Genomic DNA, 18003 nt, shown 5'->3' on the forward strand with positions numbered 1-18003 from the left:
CTCCAATACGAGGCTTAATCTACAAATTCAAATTCATATTTCAACAAGCGGATGGTATCGCCATTTTCAGCACCGCGTTCACGTAGTGCATCATCCACCCCATATGAACGGAGCTGTCTGGCGAAGCGTCTGACAGAATCTTCACGGGAGAAGTCGGTCATCTTGAAGAGACGTTCGATCTTCGCACCGCTGACGACGAATGTTCCATCAGGGTCACGTGTGATTTCAAAGTCTTTCTGCTCTTCTTCATGACGATATACGACACGGTGGACACCCGTTTCCTCTTCTTCCTGGATAGGGAATTCCTCCGTTGTCTCCAGCTTGTCTGCAACCGCAAATAACAGCTCTTTCAAGCCTTGCTGCGTGAATGCGGAGATCGGGAAGACCGGATAATCATCTTCTAGCTTTTCCTTGAAGATGTTCAAGTTCTCTTCCGATTCCGGCATGTCCATCTTGTTCGCCACGATGATCTGCGGGCGTTCTGTAAGACGGAGATTATATTGCTTCAACTCTTCGTTGATTGTCAGATAATCCTCATAAGGGTCGCGCCCTTCCATACCGCTCATATCGATTACATGCACGATGACACGCGTTCTCTCGATATGACGGAGGAATTGATGTCCGAGTCCGACACCTTCATGTGCCCCCTCGATCAATCCCGGCAAATCGGCCATGACAAAGCTTCTGCCATCAGCCGTTTCAACCATCCCAAGATTCGGGACGATCGTCGTGAAGTGATAGGATGCAATCTTCGGTTTCGCTGCCGATACGACGGATAATAATGTCGATTTCCCTACACTCGGGAATCCGACAAGGCCGACGTCCGCAAGTAATTTCAATTCCATCACGATATAGCGCTCCTGTCCAGGCTCCCCTTTCTCAGAAAGCTCCGGTGCAGGATTCGCAGGTGTCGCGAACCGGGTATTCCCGCGGCCTCCACGTCCACCTTTCGTAATGACGGCACGCTGTCCATGCTGAGTCAAATCAGCAATCGTCTCACCCGTATCATCATCTTTCACAACGGTACCCGGCGGCACCTTCACAATCATGTCTTCCGCATTTCTTCCATGCTGGTTCTTACTCATGCCATGCTCCCCGCGAGGTGCCTTGAAATGGCGCTGATAACGGAAATCCATCAATGTCCGCAGTCCTTCATCCACTTCAAAAATGACATCTGCACCATGACCGCCGTCCCCGCCTGCAGGACCGCCCTTAGGTACATATTTTTCACGGCGGAAAGCAACCATTCCGTTACCACCGTCTCCGCCTTTTGTATAAATCTTGACCTGATCGACAAACATACTTTCACACTCCTAACTTATCCATCCCGTCGAATACGGTTCATTCAACAGAAAGATGAATCACGAACGCTTCCTTTTGAAGCAGTTCCGTCTCTACTTTATTTCCGTTCTTTTGCTGTATTTCAATCCATCGTTCCAAAACATCCGTTTCTTTTAGTATACCTGTGAAATCAAATATGAAACGAGGATGTTCCTCAGAAAAATCGATGATCATCGAAAGCTGGTTTTCCGCACTGGATTCCACAGTGGTTTCAAGAAGTTCCATCAATCCCTTACAGATATGGACGAGCCTTTCATCATCCAGGTATCCTGAATACCCTGCAGCCCCCACCTCAAACTCCAGCTTCACCATATGCGTGGACCAGTTATATGTTAAGATCCATTCAGCCAATAATGGAAGTCTCAAATTACATAGTTTCGATTCATTCTGTGCTGTAATCACCATGGTATCGATGACTTGTTTCGCACGCTCAACCCGGTTCAATTCAAGATTGCCCTTGATCAATTGAAGATCGTTCATCCAATCATGCCGAGCATGTCTAAGTGCGTCCAGAATACCCCTATTATCGCTCATATCATAACCCCTATACTTTAAGTGCTACTAGTTAGTATATCAAACATGGGCCTTCTACGTATATTGTTTATGAAAAAAGTGTCGAAGGGGCAGGGTTTTGGGGTATGGAGTTGGCGGTGGGCGGGTTTTTAGTTGGCTTTCTGGATTGGAGGTGTGGTGGGATGGGGTGTTAGGGTAGATGAACTGAACGGAGGGGGGCACCTCGTTACGATGGATACGTGGCTCGAACGGGGTGTGGCACCTCATCACGATGAATACCCGGCTAGATGAGGCAGCACCTTTTCACGATAAATAGTGTTTTTGCCTGTAAAAACACTATTTTTGTGAAAAAACAGAGGTTTTTTAGTCGGATCTGAACAAAATCGATAAAAAACACGATAATCACAAGTTTTGAACCCTATTTTAGCGAAATCGTAAGGCCATTGGACCAGATATTATCAAAAACAAGGTACTTATTATCAAAAAACCAATATTTATTATCAAAATTCAAGGTTTTATTATCGAAAATCAAGGTTTTATTATCAAATCCGAGTTTCCACTTCGTATATACCCCTACACCTACACCCATTTCCATCATCCATACTAATTCCATGGCCATCACCATTACTAATTTCATTTCCATCAACAACAACCCTACAACTACCATCACCAATCCCAATACAATCCCCAACCCTTAACCACCACACCAAAGCCTAATCCCTTATCAAAAAATAAAACTCTAACCGAAAGTCGGTTAGAGTTTTCGTTAAAGATATGCGATTAAGCTTCATTCGCAACAGGGTATACGCTCACTTTTTTCTTATCACGACCCATGCGTTCGAAACGAACAACACCGTCTGTTTTAGCAAAAAGTGTATCGTCACCACCACGGCCTACGTTCAAACCTGGGTAGATCTTTGTACCGCGTTGACGGTAAAGGATCGATCCACCTGTAACCATTTGACCGTCTGCACGCTTAGCACCAAGACGCTTAGCAATAGAGTCACGACCGTTTTTAGTCGAACCTACTCCTTTTTTAGACGCGAAAAACTGAAGGTCTAATCTTAACATTTGTTCCACCTCCTACTTTTTGAAGGTTATTTTAATGAAATCACGATAGTCTCTTTCAATTGTTTGCAGGCTGATCACCATGCCACTAAGTAGCAGCTGGACCTTCTTATCCGTTTCTTCGGGTAAGTCGTCAGGAAAGACGCAACTGAAATATCCCCCATCGGCAGATTGCTCGATATCGGGTTCAATCCCGGTCAATGACATGATGGCATTGACACTTCCAAAAGAAACAGCAGAGGCACCGGCACAAACGATATCTTGCCCGTGTTCGGCAAAATCTGCATGACCGTCCATTGAGAAAGAACGAATTCTTTCGCCGGTCTTCTTAACGTAAACGTTAATCATTCAATCACGCCTTACGCGTTGATTTGGTCAATTACAACTTTAGTGTAAGGTTGACGGTGACCTTGCTTACGACGGTAGTTCTTCTTAGGCTTGTACTTGAATACTACAAGCTTTTTCGCGCGGCCTTGTTTTTCAACCTTCGCTGTTACAGTAGCTCCATCCACTAATGGACTTCCTACTTTCACATCGTCACCACCAACGAAAAGAACCTTGTCGAATGTAACTGTATCACCTTCGTTTGCGTTTAGCTTCTCGATGTAGATCTCTTGACCAGCTTCTACACGGATTTGCTTACCACCTGTTTCGATAATTGCGTACATAATCGCACCTCCTTAATAAACTCAGACTCGCCAATCACAGGTGTTGGAATGCTCCATCCTTTAAGACCTGTTCTGAGCGGTTGTAGCACGGGTGCTACAATCAATAACATTAGAATCCTATCACAGAATCGAATAGAGTGTCAATATAATTCATGAAATTCATCTCATCTTTCCGATTTGATAAAAGGGATGTGGATGCTCGCTCACCTGAAGGTCGAGCTTCACCTTCAATGCCTTCTCCAATCTCTGCACATGAGTATGACCGATTCCGGCAAATACATCAAGTACCTCTTTCGTACCTTCTATATGGATCTCCTCTAAATCGCTCCCCTGATATTCCCACAGTTCTCGCTCCAGCTGGAACGCCTTGCTTTCAGGACTGATGACGCGGCCCGTCCCGCTGCAGACCGGGCAAGGCACCGTTAGATAGTCATTCAAGCTTGGCCTGGACCGCTTCCTGGTCAGTTCAAGGACACCGAGCTCCGTGAACCCCAATACGGTCGTACGCTGGGAATCATCTTGAAGGGCCCTTTGGAAGGTAGCCACCACTTCCTGGCGGTGACTTTCCCGTTTCATATCGATGAAATCTATCAGGATGATCCCGCTGATATTCCTTAGAACCAGCTGCTTTGCAATTTCTTTGGCTGCCGACACATTCGTTTTCAGGACGGTCTGTTCAAGGTCATCCTTCCCGGTGAATTTTCCTGAATTGACGTCGATCACGGTGAGGGCTTCCGTTGATTCCACTAGAAGGAATGCACCGCTATCAAGCCACACGACTTTTTTGAGGGCATTTTTCCAAACGGAAGAGACTTCAAAATGCCGGAAAATATTTTCCTTCCCCTGATACAGCTCAATCGACCACTTCTTATCATGGTGCGTGACAATCCAATCCTGCAGCTGATGAAAACTCTCCTGATCATCAACATAAACTCTTCCGCCCGCTCCTTTTTCCAATTGCACTTGCAGATCCTTTAAGAATGGATCCTCTTTAAACAGGAGGGATGGTGCCTTTTTTCGCCTGCTCATTGATTCAAGGCGCTGAAAGTTCTTCCTCAATCCGTCCAGTTCTTCAACCAGCGCTTCTTTTCCTGCACTGGAAGCTTTTGTACGGAAAACGACTCCTTCCGATTCGTCTTTCCATTCCCTTCCGGTGCGTTTCAACTCGCGCCTTACATCGTCATCCAATTTTTTCGAAACGGCAACATAATGTCCCTCCGGCATGTATACAAGATGTTCACCCTTCAGCTCGATGACGGCAGACAATTTCGGTCCCTTCGTCCCAACAGCATCCTTCGTCACCTGCACAAGGATTTTCTGACCTTCATGCACACATTTCGATATTGGTAGAGCTGCCTCACCACTTTGGTAAGCCGCAACATTTTGAGGAAAATCCTTTTCATGTAGGTAGCCGTTCTTATCGTAGCCGATATCAACGAATGCGGCACCGAGGCCTTTCTGTACCTTGACCACTTTCGCAAAATAAATATTTCCTGTCAGTGTTTCTTCTTGTGGCTGATAGGTGTACAGCCCGGCGACCTTTTGATCTTTCTTCAGAACCCAGCGTTTTTCCCTGCCTTTTCCGTGCACAATGATCTCTTCCAACGGGGACTCCCTCTTTTCTATATAAACGTCACTTATACCTCCACAAAAAAGAAAAGGAATGACACGAAGTCAAACCTTTTGAGTAGTTTCCACTATTCACTTTATACAGTCTCACGGTTTTCGTCAATAAAGGTAGAGAAGATCCTTCGTTTTTGCATTCGTCATCTTTTCAGCAAAAAATGCATGAAGGAGTTCATATTCATCAAGCTTCCCGACTTCCGTTCCCTGTTCCAGGACAACGAGCGGATGCTTCACGCCGCGTTGAAACCGTTCGACGACCGTGATCAACGTTTCATCCCCATCAATCGGAAGAGGTTTTAAGTCCCTGAATTGATGACTGTTCCCGTAGTACCGCTCCAACAGGAATTTCATGAAGTTATATCTTCTCTGCTTCCAATCCGTCCATAATGAAAAGTACAAGAACGAGAGCACGATCCATAAATTCAGATGAAACGGTGCAATCAACAGGATCGAAAGGTGAAACAGTATGAGAAGGAAGAGGGAGCTGACCAGCGTGATTTCATATGCTTTCAAATAATTGAACTTAAGCGAAAGGAGCAATGAGATGAGCTTCCCTCCATCGAGCGGCCAGATCGGCAGCAGGTTGAAGAGCAGGACCATCAGATTCAACTGAAGGAACAATACGTAGACATCCCCGCTGATGACACCGCCTTTCAGCAAGAGCCAGCCCGCCAGTACGAGCCAGGCATGCTGAAGGGGACCCGATGCAATCACCCAGAACTCTTCACGTAGGGAACGATTTCCGTGTTCGTCCATTTCAGCCACTCCCCCGAATGGGAGAAGGGAGATCCTTTTCACTCTCCATGAAAAATAATGAGCCATTACCCCATGCCCGAGCTCATGGATGGTAATGATCAAAAGCAGCATGATCAACTCCATGAAGTGGGCGGTCGCAATGCCTATGGCCATCACAAGCCAGAGCAATGGATGAATATAGAGCTTCTTTACTGCCGAAGTGAAATTAGTCAAATGATATCACCTGTATCGGGTCGACGAATTCATCACCCATTTTGATGGCAAAATAAAATTCCCCTGAAACATTGCTTTCACTGCTGGTAGATACTTTTCCGACCGCAGTGCCTTTATCCACATATTCATATTGATTCACGTCAATGGATTCAAGATGACCATACCATGATTCAGACTTATCTTTATGCTGGATGACCACCGTATTCCCGAGCTTATCTTTCTTTCCGGCAAATATGATCAATCCCCCTTTCATCGCCGCCACGTCTTCACCGAATTCGGTCTGAAGCATGATTCCCTGCCCGTTGGTTTTAAAATTTTCCACCACTTTCCCTGATACCGGTCTTGCATATTCGTCCGTTTCAACGACTGTCTGTGAACCTTCATCTTTCGTCGAGCCAGGGAGCAAGGCAAGCGGCTTTCCGAATTGCTCTTCATACCACGAGGAAATGGAAGCAAATTGGAATTCAGATTCCATCGTTCGGTTCACTACCGTTTTTGCATCATCAAAAACCGGAGAAGGACTTTTAAACATGATTGCCGTGAGGAGGACCATGATGCCCGCCCCCAACACTTTCATGATGAATGCCTCTTTCTTGAATAAAGGATGAAAGCCTTCTGGCGGTGGGCCACCTTCAAAGCTCGAATACCGCTCTGCCCCGTAGCGCTCTTCATCACTAGGTAGGAAATAAGACCCATTGTTGTAGCTCCGCTTCGAACTCATTTGATTCGTTCTCTTCCTCTTTGCGATCTGCCTTCTGATCTCATCCGCTCGATTCCCCATGAACACCATTCCTTTTTATTAGATATTGTCCGGCTCCGCGCCAAACGAACCTGTTCTATTCGCATGCTACAATGTATGACTTGTCCGAAGGGATTATTCACGAATGTGGACAAAATTTGTGTTGGACGGTGGCGGGCTGTAGGCGGGTATTACGGGAGTAGAGAGTGGAGCCATTCCCTCTCTTTTGTTGTGCCAGGCACAAATCACCCCGTTTGTGCCTGGCTCAAATCAACCCTTTTGTGCCTGGCTCAAATCAACCCTTTTGTGCCTGGCTCAAATCAACCCTTTTGTGCCTGGCTCAAACCATCCCTTTTGTGCCTGGCACCAAACATCACCCCACCCGCCCGAACATTCCAAATAAAAAACCGACAGTATCCAAAGGACACTGCCGGTTATTGAAAAGTCTATTAAACTGTCAAGCTTTGACGCCGAATAGTTTTTTGATTTTAGTAAACATGCCTGTTTTGTTTTCATCGAGCGATTGCAGCGGGACGGATTCGCCGAGGATGCGCCTCGCGATATTCCGGTAGGCAATCGACGCTTTGCTTGAGGCATCCAGTGCGATCGGCTCCCCTTTATTGGACGACTTGATGACATTGTCATCGTCGGCGACGATCCCGAGGAGATCGATTGATAGATGCGCAGTGATTTCATCGACATCGAGCATTTCACCATTTTTCATCATGTGGCTGCGGATCCGGTTGATGACCAACTTTGGCGGTTCGATGTCTTCTTTTTCAAGAAGTCCGATGATCCGGTCTGCATCACGGACGGCGGAAATTTCAGGGGTGGTGACGACGATGGCACGGTCGGCACCTGCCACTGCATTTTTGTATCCCTGTTCGATTCCTGCCGGACAGTCGATTATGATGTAATCATAATCCTGCTTCAAGTCCGTGACCAGCTTCTTCATCTGTTCAGGATTGACGGCAGATTTATCACTCGTCTGGGCGGCAGGCAGAAGGAACAGCTTGTCCTCGAACCGTTTGTCCTTCACGAGCGCCTGATGGATCTTACAGCGCCCTTCGACAACATCGACTAAATCATAAATGATCCGGTTTTCGAGTCCCATGATGACATCGAGGTTCCTGAGACCGATATCCGTATCAATCAGGCAGACTTTTTTTCCTTGTAGAGCTAATGCTGTACCAACATTGGCAGAAGTCGTGGTCTTACCCACTCCACCTTTACCTGAAGTAACAACTATGGCTTCACCCACATTAGCTTCCTCCTTTAAAACTCGTAATATTGGGTCTAAGATGCTTTAATACTTGAAGGCGATCGACCACGATCTGGCCTTCTTCATCTATATAGGCACATTCCATATCATGCTGGTCCTCATCAAGGGGACGATCAGGGGCGCGGTTCAAACAGTCTGCGATGCGCAGCTGCGAGGGGAGCATTTTTGAAGCCACGATGACGGCTTCCCCTTTCCCGTTACAGCCCGCATGAGCGATGCCTTTTAAAGCACCCATTATGTAGATATTTCCTCCTGCATTGATCCTGCCTCCGGGATTCACATCCCCGATGATCAGCATATCCCCAGGGGTCTCAATCACCTGACCCGAGCGGATGACACCTGTCAGGGTGTCTATATTTCTCTCATTCATTAATTTTTCTGCTTCATTTTTTGTGACAACATTGCTCCATACTTCATTCACTACCAGATTGCGTTTTTGCCTGACAATTTCCTTCAGCTCTTCTGTTTGATCCTCTGTCAAATAGCGGTTGCCTGCTTGGATATTTACCGTGAGCAAAGGGGTTCCCTCTGTTTCGCGGTAATGGGCAGACAGCTTTTCGTCCAGCTCCTTCTTAACATCGTCGAACGAGCATTGATCATTGAGATGAAGGGTGAGTCCTTCTTTCGTACCCTTAATCATTACGTTTGGTTTCTTTTTCATTGCGCTATTTTTCACCTCAGTCGTGTACAAATTCGACATAAGTATGTATATTTCCTCTTTTTTAAACGTCTAATTACAAAACTTTCTTACTAGATGAACGAGCCTATTAAACACCGCACGTTCCGCATCCCCCCAAGGGAGTGTACGAGGGACGTGCGGAGCTTGGGCAAGTGATTCTATCAATCTTCAAGAAGCTGCTTCTGCTTGCGCTGGAGGAACAGCTTGAAGGGATAGGAAAATACGATATAAAAGACTGCATTAAGCGCAAGTGTTGGCCATAATCGTGAATCCGCGAACTGAATGAGTGTCATATCCGTACGCTGGATGATGACGTTGATCTGGTAAACCAGAAATTCAAGCACGGTTAGATTCACGAGTACAATGATCCCGAATACAAAGAGGTTGTTGTGCAAGACTTTCATCATTGCATGTGTGAGAAACACGACAAACGGAAAGAACACGAGATAGATTCCGTTGATCTCGGTGTAAAAGATATCAAACATGAAACCAAAGATAAATGCATAAATCAGGGCAGTCCTGTATTGAAAGAAACCACAAATGAAAAGGATGAAGATAATCAGAAAGTGAGGTACCAGTATACGTTGATCCGCGAATTCAACATCCGGGAAGAGCATGACGAACAGGCTTTCACTATAAAAAATGAGAAGCGTGACAAAAGGAAGGATGAGCCGGTTGATCATTGCTCTTCCTCCTTATCATCCTCTTCTTTCGGATCTTCTACACCTTTAATATCCCGGTCGATCACCATCACATGTTCCAAATGATAGAAGTCGGCTGCTGGTTTGATATAGGCCGTCTGAGTGAGTCCATACTGATCGGATTTGACCTCTCTGACTTCACCGACAACGAGTCCTTTAGGGAATACGCCGCCCAAGCCGGACGTGATGACTTTCGATCCCTTCTCCACCTTCAGGTCGTTCGGGATCCTCTTGACAAGGATTTCTTTTTTATCAGTGTCATAGCCTTCAATCCAACCGTTCACATCCTGTTCACCCTGAATGACGGTGGATATGCGGTTCTTCGTGTTATTGGTCGATATCAATTCAATGGTTGATGAAAATTCATTCACACTTTTGACTTTCCCGATCAATCCGGCAGAAGAGATGACTGCCATATCGGATTTGATTCCGTTCACTTCACCTTTATCAATCGTGATGAGCTCTTGCCATCTATCAGGATTCCGTGCGATGACCGTTGCCTGGATCGTATCATAGCTTCTTAAATCTTCTTTCTTTTCCAGAACCGCTCTCAACTCTTCATTATCCTGTTTAAGGTCCCTGACCTGCGTCTCTAGTTTTACGAGCTCATCGAGGCGGGATTTCAGTTTTTCATTTTCAGTGTATGTATTTTGAAGGTCCTTGACGTTCTCGATTACTTCTCCTGTGTAATTGACTGGCTTTGATACCAATGATTGTCCGAATCCTACCATATCTTTCACAAACTGCTCCGGCCAGCTGATGCTGTCCCTTTCCCGTAATGAGAAGCCGATCAGGGCTACGAGGACGATGGTGCTGACGAGCAGGATGATCAGTCGTTTGTTCAGGAAGAATTGTGGCATGCTGTACACCTCAACCTTTATTAATTCTTGGTCTGTTAAGCACCGCTCCCTAGTTTCCGTAAGAACAGCTACTACTAACTGTAAGCATTAACAGATCCTAATTCTATTAAATACTATATCAAAATCTTTTCGATATTGATATCATTCCAAATTATTTACTTTTTCGACATCCATGAAGCGAAAAAAGAAGGGGACGCCTTCATGTACTTTGGTGAAGTACTTTAAGGAACAGTCCCCACTTCATATAAACTGATTATTTACCGCGGTTCTTGAATAAGTGAATGTGATCAAGCGCTTTACCGGTACCGATTGCCACGCAATCGAGTGGCTCTTCTGCGATCAGGACTGGCATTTTCGTTTCATCACTGATGACAGTGTCCATATTTCTAAGAAGTGCGCCTCCCCCTGTCAACACGATTCCTCTGTCCATGATGTCGGCAGCAAGTTCAGGAGGTGTCTTCTCAAGCGTGCTCTTGACGGCATCGACAATGGCATAGACGGTATCATGCAGCGCGGAAGCAATCTCTGCTGCCGTTACTTCAATCGTTTTCGGAAGCCCGGTCAACAGGTCACGTCCCCTGATTTCCATGCTATCGATGCCTTCAGGATTCCCAGCAGAACCTACTTCCATCTTGATGGCCTCAGCCGTACGGTCACCGATCATCAGGTTATACGTTTTACGGATGTAATTAATGATGCTGTCATCCATTTCATCCCCCGCCACGCGGATCGACTGACTTGTCACGATGCCTCCAAGGGAAATGATGGCTACTTCGGTCGTACCTCCACCGATATCCACGACCATGCTTCCCGTCGGTTCCCAGACTGGAAGATTGGCACCGATGGCCGCTGCAAATGGTTCTTCGATCGTGTAGGCATCACGGGCGCCCGCCTGTCTTGTCGCATCGATGACGGCACGCTCTTCCACACCAGTGATTCCTGATGGGACACATACCATCACATAAGGCTTTCTTGAAAAAGCACTCTTGTTCTTGGTCGCCTGCTTTATGTAGTATTTCATCATGGTCGCAGTCGTCTCGTAATCCGCAATGACTCCATCTTTCATCGGACGAAGGGCCACTACATTCCCCGGTGTCCTTCCGATCATATTCTTCGCATCGTTCCCGACCGCTACGATTTGTTTATTGTCGGTTTGCAGTGCAACAACGGAAGGTTCGCGAACAACGATCCCCTTTCCTTTGACGTACACAAGTGTGTTAGCCGTTCCTAAGTCAATTCCTAAATCCTTCGTTCCAAACATTAATGGTATCTCCCTTTCTGATACAAATTGGCTGGTTTATATTTGACTGAACAGGAGAGTTGTCCAACTCTTCATCGTCGAATGTTTTTTACATAGTTGATGCTTCATGACATAACGAAAAGACTCATCCCTTCAGAGATTGACTCTTTTTAATGAGCTACGTTGTTGGATCAGCATATAGTGCGTAAAAATCATAAGGATAATTATATCGTAACCATTAAAAAAATCCTAGTGTCATAAATACCCTTTTTCCTTTAAACTGATAAATTTTTTCTCCCCTATGATCAGATGATCGAGAATGTCGATTCCGATGATCCTGCCGCATTCCACCAATCTCTTTGTCACCTCGATATCTTCCCTGCTCGGTGTCGGATCTCCGGATGGATGGTTATGGACACAGATGATCGATGCTGCCGATCTTCTGAACGCCTCTTTGAACACCTCTCTCGGATGGACGATCGATGCATTGAGACTGCCGATGAAAATGGTCTGTTTGTGGAGGACTTGATTTTTTGTGTTGAGGTAAAGGCAAACGAAGTGTTCCTGAGCGAGGAACCTCATGTCATTCATGACATAATTGGCTCCATCTTCAGGGGAGCGGATGCTGTATCGGTCATCAAAGCCGAGGTTGCCGATCCTTCTGCCAAGCTCGACGGCCGCCATGATCTGCACCGCCTTTGCAAGACCGACCCCTTTCGTCTTAGTGATTTCTTCGAGGGAAGCATCCTTCAAGAGGTTCAGCCCGTCAAAATTTGTGAGCAGTCTGTTAGAAAGCTGCAGGACCGATTCCGACCTGGTGCCGGTCCTGAGCAGGATCGCCAATAATTCCTGATTCGAGAGACTGGTTGCACCACTTTGGATCATCCGTTCCCTCGGTCTTTCATCCTGGGGGTAATCCCGGATCATCAGGGTTTTTTCTTTTTCCGTTAGTTTCTCCATAGGTCCTCCTTTTTTTCGTCAAAGGAGCGGATTCTTACCGGAGATATCCCATTTCACGAAGCACCCGGTACACCCTTGAAAGGGGCAATCCGACAACGGAGAAATAATCTCCCTGGATTTCCTTGACGAGTTTGGCCCCGAGTCCCTGGATCCCATAGGAGCCCGCTTTGTCAAACGGTTCCCCGGAAGCGATGTATTCGTCGATTTCCCGAGGTGATAGCTCCCAGAACGTAACATCTGTTTTTTCATAAAACAATGATTGGTTGTCACCCTTTACGATGGCGACACCTGTATAGACGGAGTGTGTTTCACCGGATAGCATGGACAGCATCGTCCTTGCTTCTTCTGCCGAATTGGGTTTTCCGAGGATGAGGTCGCCTTTGGTCACCACTGTATCAGAGCCCAAAACGTATGACTCAGCATGTGTTTGCGAAATTACCCTCGCTTTCCTCAAGGCGAGTTCCATTACCACATCATGGGGTCTCATATGAGGGGCAAATGATTCATTGACATCGCTTTTCATGACCGAGAAAGAAAGTTGAATTTGTTGAAGAAGTTCTTTTCGTCGAGGGGATTGTGAAGCAAGAATGAGGTTGGACATAAATCATTCCAGTCCTTTCATGTATAGAATGAGAGATACAGACTAATAGTACCAAATACTTCCTGCCTAAACAAGCAAAAGGCGACAAGCAGATTCACGCTTGTCGCCTGGGTAATTATTTCCTAGAAAATAGTCGCATTTCCCCGCTTATTGTAAGCTGCTGTATATTTCAAGATAAGTGAGCAGTTCACCCTGGATTTCAGCCGCTTCCTCCGATGTCTTTATTGCGAGTGTCTGACTGGAGGCATGTTCGATTGCTTCTTTCATCTTCACGATCGGCTCCTGGCCGACCTTCAGTCCCTGGATTTCTTTCAAGCCTGATTGAATCGTTGCCGCCGCCGACTCATTCACCTTGCCGTTCACCACACCGGTGCTGCTTTCTTCTGCGAGGATCGCAAACAGACCGCCGGCTTTTTCTAGAAACGCTTTTTCCCCTTCACTTGCCTTAATCTCTTTGGCACTCAACTGAAAGTCCTTCGCATAGACATCTGTGCCATTTTCCTTCAATTTTTCACCGAGGAGCTTCGCCGTCTCAACATCAGCCGACACTCCGAGCAATAAGAACCATTGCCCATCCTTTTCAATCGATGCACTGTTGATCCCTTTTGCCGACAAAGAATCCCTCATGGCAGCCAGTGACTCCTTGGTCGAGAAGACACCCCCCTGCAGGACTGGAGTCGAAATTTCCTTCAGCTGAACTGGGGCTCTCGTTTCATTCCCACCTGTATCACCTGCAGCGGTCCCATCCTGCAACACAGCGGCCGGTGCCGCTTCGCCGTCCGTATTGGTGATGACCTTCAAGGTCCCGAACCCGAGCACGGCCCCGACAACCACCGCCCCGATGATTGACATGATTAGGTTCATCGATTCATTGAAAGGATGATTGAATGATTTCGGCTTCTTTTTTTTCTTTCCGTTGACATAGTTGATTTTTTTGTATTCTTTTGGAGGCACGGAAGCATCATCCGGCAGGTTCCAATCAAAGCCTGTATCTTCAAGTTTCTCTTCGCCCGCAGCACTTTCTTCTTTTCCGAGCTTCCAATCATGGACATGGAGATCTTCTTCGAATTTTGTGTTTTCACCATTTATTTTGATGGAAATTTGTTTATTCCGGTCTGGCTTGTCCACCATCGCCACCCTCCTTCATCTATTTTTTTCCATCCTATCACACCCCATAAAAAAAAGAACAAGACTTTTGTCGTCTTGTCCCAAGAGGTTTTCGTCAAATTTTTCACTAGAGTTCTGATAGATTTAAGCACAGGTATTTTTTGAGATTGCGAATGTGGAGAGCAGCTACTCACTTTCATCAGAAAATTGCGGGAAAGGATCCTTTTTCAGGGAAGGCATCGGACTTTGAATCCTAGGCACGGCATCCACCAGGTCTTGAAGGTCTGGTAGATAGAATGCCGAAGCCACCACTTCGAACGTGATGACATCCTCACTGTAGCCTTCCATGCTTTCCTTCAACTCTTCTTCTCCTTCAAAATAGAGACCGTCCACTTCGACTATGCGCTGGAGTCCTTCAATCTGCTCTAGGAACGCTTCCATTTCGAAATAGGAAGGTGATTCCACCACTATCGTCATCCCAATCCGTTTTAGCTGTGGCGGGATCACGTCGTCCGTTGCATTTCCATCTGTTTCTGGATTTCCTTCCGCTTCAGGAGCCTCTTCCGACTGCTCGAACACAATCGATTGAATGCTGCTGCCTGACACGAGTTCCGCCTGTTCCAAGTCGAGTATCAGACTTTCCGTCATTGGTTCAACCGGGATTTTCTTTTGCAGGGAAGTGGAATCCACCGGCTCATCCGCCCCGAGGCTGTTCACTTTTTCCTCGACCGCCTCTTGCAATTTCACCTGAATGCCGAGTTCATCCTGTTTGTACTCTAGTCTTTTCTCTGCAGGTTGAAGATAAAAGACATTCACCCCAACCAAAATGAACAGGGCGCATAATGTACTCGAGATCAGGATGGTCCACTGTTTCTTCGAAAAATCGATTTTCATCCTTCTCCCCCCTCTTCCTCAAGAAGTTCCTGGAATTTTTCTGGGTCAAGGTGCAGGGAGTAAGATGCAAGATACCTTGGCAGGACATCTTCTTCAGCGGAATCGTCCAGCTGCTCGGTCGTGATTTCCAATATGTCACACTTCAAGAGCCATTTCTCTTCCTTCAGGTGGGACAAATAGTAGGCCGCTTCCCTGGAGGAATCAAATTGGACGGTCAAATTGATCAGATCCCTGTCAACATATTCGAATTGCTGGATGAATCCCCTTTGTGGCAGAAGGGAAATGAGCTTGTTTAGGATCGGGACCGTTTTGACAGGATAATCAATCATCTCCTGTACAGTCTTGGATAGTTTCCCGACACTATTGGAAGCTTCTGCACCAAGGACCTTTGTCTGCTGGGCCTCGATGACCTTTTTCGTCATCTCAATTCTTTCATCCGTCCTTTTTGTTTCCTTGACGGTGCTCTGCCATGAAAGCGTCATAAACATCAAAATGAGGATGAATAATGCAGCGGTCCCCATCATGCTGTATGTAAAAGCATTCCGTTTTCGTTCTTTCTGTGGAAGCAGATTGATATCAATAAGTTTCACTGAGCTGCACCTCTTTTAAAGCAAGACCCAACGCGATAATGTATCCCGATGGGACCTTCTCATCCTGTAGAGTCGTGACGTTGTTCATCTGAAGGTTTTCAACGGGAATCGCAACCCTTTCCTGCAGCTCTTTTTTCAACTGCTGAACGCGAGGATGCCCTCCGCTCACGACCACCTTCTCGACGGATTGTTCCCCTTTATTCAAGGAATACCGGTAAAAATTCATCACTTTCTCAATTTCCTTCAATGTATCCTGAAGCATATTCACTTCATAACCACCTTGAGTCGCCCGATCCTCCATTTCGGCTTCGAGGACGATCGGCCTTGTGAATATCGGTTCGTGTTGATGAAAGATCGATACGGTCAAAAGAAGCTCGTCCATATGAAGGAGCATTGTATGCTGATTCACCGACACCTTCCCTTCATTGAGCACGGTTCGGTACAGTGCAAGAGGGGCAATGTCAGCGGCGACGGGCTTTAGCTTCGCATCCTCAAGAAGTCCTTTATAGCTCTCGACGATTTCTTCCTGAGATGCGACCAATAACACTTCCCGCTTCTCCCCCCGTGTATCCAATGGGGAATAATCGAAAACAGGATCTTCAAAAGGAAGGTGAATGCTTGATCCGATTTCCAAAAAGAGATAGCCCTCCAATTCATCTTCCCGGATATCGGAAGGAATGGATATTTTCCTTACCACCACAAATGGATCCGGCACCACAAAGCGGACTGGCCGGCGTCTGATCTTCCAATCCTCAATGCATTCTTCCAAAATGAAAAGCAAGGTTTCCCGGTCGATGATCTTCCCCCCTCTGATCACCCCTTCGGGAAGGGAACGCTCGTCAAATGATGAGACGATGAGCGGAGAAGGTGATTTCAGCTCGAGAAACCGGATGCAATGATCGGTGAAGATGATATTCGCTGTTTTATGAGACTGTGAGAGAAATGATAGAAAACCCATGAACCGGATCCTTTCTTTGCGGAAAAGTGTTTAATAGAAACTTGAAAGATAAAGAGAAATAATGGTGTCACCATATAAATAAGCAAGTACCGTCCCAGCAGCGATGAATGGGCCGAAGGGAATCGGCTTACCCCTTTCAATCAACTTGAAGGCAAGGGCCGTCAGTCCGACGACTGCACCCAGGAATGTCGCGATCATAAAGGAAAGAATGGTGACCTTGACCCCCACAGCGAGCCCGATGACGCCGTATAATTTAATATCGCCGCCACCCATGCCGCCTTTGCTGATGACCGCGATCAGTAGAAGCAGTCCGAACCCAAGTGCCCCGCCTGCCAGGCTGTCCCACCAAGGCGAGAGCGGGATGAAGATGCGTTCAATGATGATCAGCACAAGGAAAAAGAGCAGGACTTTATCCGGGATGACCATATATTTCAAGTCGGACACCGTGATGATGACAAGCATCGAGACTAGCGTCCAGGCGACAAGCACCTCCCATTCCATCCCGATTTGAAGATAAACCAGGACAAATAGCACAGCGTTCAACGCTTCCATAAATGGATATAAAGGAGAAATGCCTCCTTTGCACTGGCGGCATTTCCCCTTTTGGATGAGATATGAAAAGACAGGTATGAGCTCAATAGCCGTCAACTGATGACGACAGTATTGGCAGCTCGACCTAGGTTTGACAATTGATTTCTTCATGGGCACCCTCAGGCCGACTACGTTGTAGAAGGAGCCTAGGAGGAGTGCGTAGAGGGTGATGATTAGTATCATTTAATCAATTGTTTTATCACTATCACTGTATTCATAAGTGTTAATTTTACTTACAGTAGCATCAGTAAAAGTAATTGTAACATTTCCTTTAGTTGCTACTCCATTTAATTTCAGATCTGGAGATACAGTAAACGCTGTATCCCATGTGACCCCACCATTCTCAGTCAAATATTCTGTTAAGTTAGAAGATGCAAGAGTTGTACCATCTGCTATCGGCCCTTCAGCTGTCATATACAATTTCGCAGCATTCAGAACTTGAACTCCCTCAGCTTTCACTGCATCGGCCCGTGACTTCTCAATAATATTCCCAATACTCGGCACCGCAATCGCCGCAATAATCCCCAAAATCACAATAACAGCAAGCAACTCGACAAGAGTCAATCCCTTATCATTTTTCAAAAACTTTTTCAACATGTTTCTTCCTCCCATTTTG

The 18003-nt window shown here is 46.3% G+C and carries 22 protein-coding genes and 1 other annotated feature; all 22 genes read right to left on the reverse strand.

Annotation, left to right across the window (positions count from 1 at the left end; all coding sequences use genetic code 11):
* Positions 1-14: 14 nt before the first annotated feature.
* Complete coding sequence (gene obgE / locus LCM10_RS14980) at positions 15-1301, reverse strand: GTPase ObgE (protein WP_224877104.1); 1287 nt, start codon at positions 1299-1301, stop codon at positions 15-17.
* Between the two features lie 40 nt (positions 1302-1341).
* The gene (locus LCM10_RS14985) at positions 1342-1875 is read right to left on the reverse strand and encodes a Spo0B C-terminal domain-containing protein (RefSeq protein ID WP_224877105.1); all 534 of its coding nucleotides are present in this window, start codon (positions 1873-1875) and stop codon (positions 1342-1344) included.
* A gap of 397 nt (positions 1876-2272) precedes the next feature.
* A complete protein-coding gene (locus LCM10_RS14990; RefSeq protein WP_224877106.1) occupies positions 2273-2545 on the reverse strand; it encodes a hypothetical protein in 273 nt (90 codons plus the stop codon).
* A gap of 89 nt (positions 2546-2634) precedes the next feature.
* Complete coding sequence (rpmA, locus tag LCM10_RS14995; protein ID WP_032087495.1) at positions 2635-2925, reverse strand: 50S ribosomal protein L27; 291 nt, start codon at positions 2923-2925, stop codon at positions 2635-2637.
* 12 nt (positions 2926-2937) lie between these two features.
* Complete coding sequence (locus LCM10_RS15000) at positions 2938-3270, reverse strand: ribosomal-processing cysteine protease Prp (RefSeq protein ID WP_224877107.1); 333 nt, start codon at positions 3268-3270, stop codon at positions 2938-2940.
* Positions 3271-3281: 11 nt separating this feature from the next.
* Positions 3282-3590: a 50S ribosomal protein L21 gene (gene rplU / locus LCM10_RS15005; RefSeq protein WP_224877108.1), complete on the reverse strand. Its 309-nt coding sequence runs from the start codon at positions 3588-3590 to the stop codon at positions 3282-3284.
* A gap of 13 nt (positions 3591-3603) precedes the next feature.
* Positions 3604-3682, reverse strand: a sequence feature (ribosomal protein L21 leader region).
* 67 nt (positions 3683-3749) lie between these two features.
* Positions 3750-5195 (reverse strand): Rne/Rng family ribonuclease, encoded by a 1446-nt coding sequence (locus tag LCM10_RS15010; protein WP_224877109.1) that lies wholly within the window; start codon positions 5193-5195, stop codon positions 3750-3752.
* Positions 5196-5318: 123 nt separating this feature from the next.
* A complete protein-coding gene (locus tag LCM10_RS15015; protein WP_224877110.1) occupies positions 5319-6185 on the reverse strand; it encodes a M50 family metallopeptidase in 867 nt (288 codons plus the stop codon).
* A complete protein-coding gene (locus LCM10_RS15020) occupies positions 6178-6966 on the reverse strand; it encodes a M23 family metallopeptidase (protein WP_224877111.1) in 789 nt (262 codons plus the stop codon). Before LCM10_RS15020 ends, LCM10_RS15015 begins: the two co-directional genes overlap by 8 nt.
* A gap of 415 nt (positions 6967-7381) precedes the next feature.
* Entirely contained in the window at positions 7382-8185 is an 804-nt protein-coding gene (gene minD / locus LCM10_RS15025) for a septum site-determining protein MinD (RefSeq protein WP_224877112.1), read from the reverse strand.
* 1 nt (position 8186) lies between these two features.
* Positions 8187-8867 carry a septum site-determining protein MinC gene (gene minC / locus LCM10_RS15030; RefSeq protein ID WP_224877113.1) on the reverse strand — a complete coding sequence of 227 codons (681 nt, stop codon included), beginning with the start codon at positions 8865-8867 and terminating at the stop codon, positions 8187-8189.
* Between the two features lie 179 nt (positions 8868-9046).
* Entirely contained in the window at positions 9047-9568 is a 522-nt protein-coding gene (gene mreD / locus LCM10_RS15035; RefSeq protein WP_224877114.1) for a rod shape-determining protein MreD, read from the reverse strand.
* Complete coding sequence (gene mreC, locus LCM10_RS15040) at positions 9565-10446, reverse strand: rod shape-determining protein MreC (RefSeq protein ID WP_224877115.1); 882 nt, start codon at positions 10444-10446, stop codon at positions 9565-9567. Before mreC ends, mreD begins: the two co-directional genes overlap by 4 nt.
* Positions 10447-10699: 253 nt before the next feature.
* Positions 10700-11707 (reverse strand): rod shape-determining protein, encoded by a 1008-nt coding sequence (locus tag LCM10_RS15045; protein ID WP_224877116.1) that lies wholly within the window; start codon positions 11705-11707, stop codon positions 10700-10702.
* 234 nt (positions 11708-11941) lie between these two features.
* Positions 11942-12646, reverse strand: coding sequence for a RadC family protein (radC, locus tag LCM10_RS15050; protein ID WP_318247500.1), 705 nt, complete (start codon positions 12644-12646; stop codon positions 11942-11944).
* A gap of 34 nt (positions 12647-12680) precedes the next feature.
* Positions 12681-13247 (reverse strand): Maf family protein, encoded by a 567-nt coding sequence (locus LCM10_RS15055; protein ID WP_224877117.1) that lies wholly within the window; start codon positions 13245-13247, stop codon positions 12681-12683.
* Positions 13248-13394: 147 nt separating this feature from the next.
* Positions 13395-14378 (reverse strand): SPOR domain-containing protein, encoded by a 984-nt coding sequence (locus tag LCM10_RS15060; protein WP_224877118.1) that lies wholly within the window; start codon positions 14376-14378, stop codon positions 13395-13397.
* Positions 14379-14540: 162 nt separating this feature from the next.
* Positions 14541-15248 (reverse strand): hypothetical protein, encoded by a 708-nt coding sequence (locus LCM10_RS15065; protein ID WP_224877119.1) that lies wholly within the window; start codon positions 15246-15248, stop codon positions 14541-14543.
* Positions 15245-15838, reverse strand: coding sequence for a hypothetical protein (locus LCM10_RS15070; RefSeq protein ID WP_224877120.1), 594 nt, complete (start codon positions 15836-15838; stop codon positions 15245-15247). The genes LCM10_RS15065 and LCM10_RS15070 overlap by 4 nt, the downstream gene beginning before the upstream one ends.
* Positions 15825-16796, reverse strand: coding sequence for a type IV pilus biogenesis protein PilM (gene pilM / locus LCM10_RS15075; RefSeq protein ID WP_224877121.1), 972 nt, complete (start codon positions 16794-16796; stop codon positions 15825-15827). Before pilM ends, LCM10_RS15070 begins: the two co-directional genes overlap by 14 nt.
* A 30-nt stretch (positions 16797-16826) precedes the next feature.
* Entirely contained in the window at positions 16827-17570 is a 744-nt protein-coding gene (locus LCM10_RS15080; RefSeq protein ID WP_224877122.1) for a prepilin peptidase, read from the reverse strand.
* Positions 17571-17984: a type IV pilin protein gene (locus LCM10_RS15085; protein WP_224877123.1), complete on the reverse strand. Its 414-nt coding sequence runs from the start codon at positions 17982-17984 to the stop codon at positions 17571-17573.
* Positions 17985-18003: the final 19 nt, after the last annotated feature.

This window comes from Rossellomorea aquimaris, assembly GCF_020171925.1.
Lineage (GTDB): Bacteria > Bacillota > Bacilli > Bacillales > Bacillaceae_B > Rossellomorea > Rossellomorea aquimaris_F.

Bases quoted from the DNA above. Each gene is read 5' to 3' on its own strand.
- obgE (WP_224877104.1), bottom strand. From the start codon at position 1,301: ATGTTTGTCGATCAGGTCAAGATTTATACAAAAGGCGGAGACGGTGGT.
- LCM10_RS14985 (WP_224877105.1), bottom strand. From the start codon at position 1,875: ATGAGCGATAATAGGGGTATTCTGGACGCACTTAGACATGCTCGGCAT.
- rpmA (WP_032087495.1), bottom strand. From the start codon at position 2,925: ATGTTAAGATTAGACCTTCAGTTTTTCGCGTCTAAAAAAGGAGTAGGT.
- LCM10_RS15000 (WP_224877107.1), bottom strand. From the start codon at position 3,270: ATGATTAACGTTTACGTTAAGAAGACCGGCGAAAGAATTCGTTCTTTC.
- rplU (WP_224877108.1), bottom strand. From the start codon at position 3,590: ATGTACGCAATTATCGAAACAGGTGGTAAGCAAATCCGTGTAGAAGCT.
- LCM10_RS15020 (WP_224877111.1), bottom strand. From the start codon at position 6,966: ATGGGGAATCGAGCGGATGAGATCAGAAGGCAGATCGCAAAGAGGAAG.
- minC (WP_224877113.1), bottom strand. From the start codon at position 8,867: ATGAAAAAGAAACCAAACGTAATGATTAAGGGTACGAAAGAAGGACTC.
- mreD (WP_224877114.1), bottom strand. From the start codon at position 9,568: ATGATCAACCGGCTCATCCTTCCTTTTGTCACGCTTCTCATTTTTTAT.
- mreC (WP_224877115.1), bottom strand. From the start codon at position 10,446: ATGCCACAATTCTTCCTGAACAAACGACTGATCATCCTGCTCGTCAGC.
- LCM10_RS15045 (WP_224877116.1), bottom strand. From the start codon at position 11,707: ATGTTTGGAACGAAGGATTTAGGAATTGACTTAGGAACGGCTAACACA.
- radC (WP_318247500.1), bottom strand. From the start codon at position 12,646: ATGGAGAAACTAACGGAAAAAGAAAAAACCCTGATGATCCGGGATTAC.
- LCM10_RS15055 (WP_224877117.1), bottom strand. From the start codon at position 13,247: ATGTCCAACCTCATTCTTGCTTCACAATCCCCTCGACGAAAAGAACTT.
- LCM10_RS15060 (WP_224877118.1), bottom strand. From the start codon at position 14,378: ATGGTGGACAAGCCAGACCGGAATAAACAAATTTCCATCAAAATAAAT.
- LCM10_RS15065 (WP_224877119.1), bottom strand. From the start codon at position 15,248: ATGAAAATCGATTTTTCGAAGAAACAGTGGACCATCCTGATCTCGAGT.
- pilM (WP_224877121.1), bottom strand. From the start codon at position 16,796: ATGGGTTTTCTATCATTTCTCTCACAGTCTCATAAAACAGCGAATATC.
- LCM10_RS15080 (WP_224877122.1), bottom strand. From the start codon at position 17,570: ATGATACTAATCATCACCCTCTACGCACTCCTCCTAGGCTCCTTCTAC.
- LCM10_RS15085 (WP_224877123.1), bottom strand. From the start codon at position 17,984: ATGTTGAAAAAGTTTTTGAAAAATGATAAGGGATTGACTCTTGTCGAG.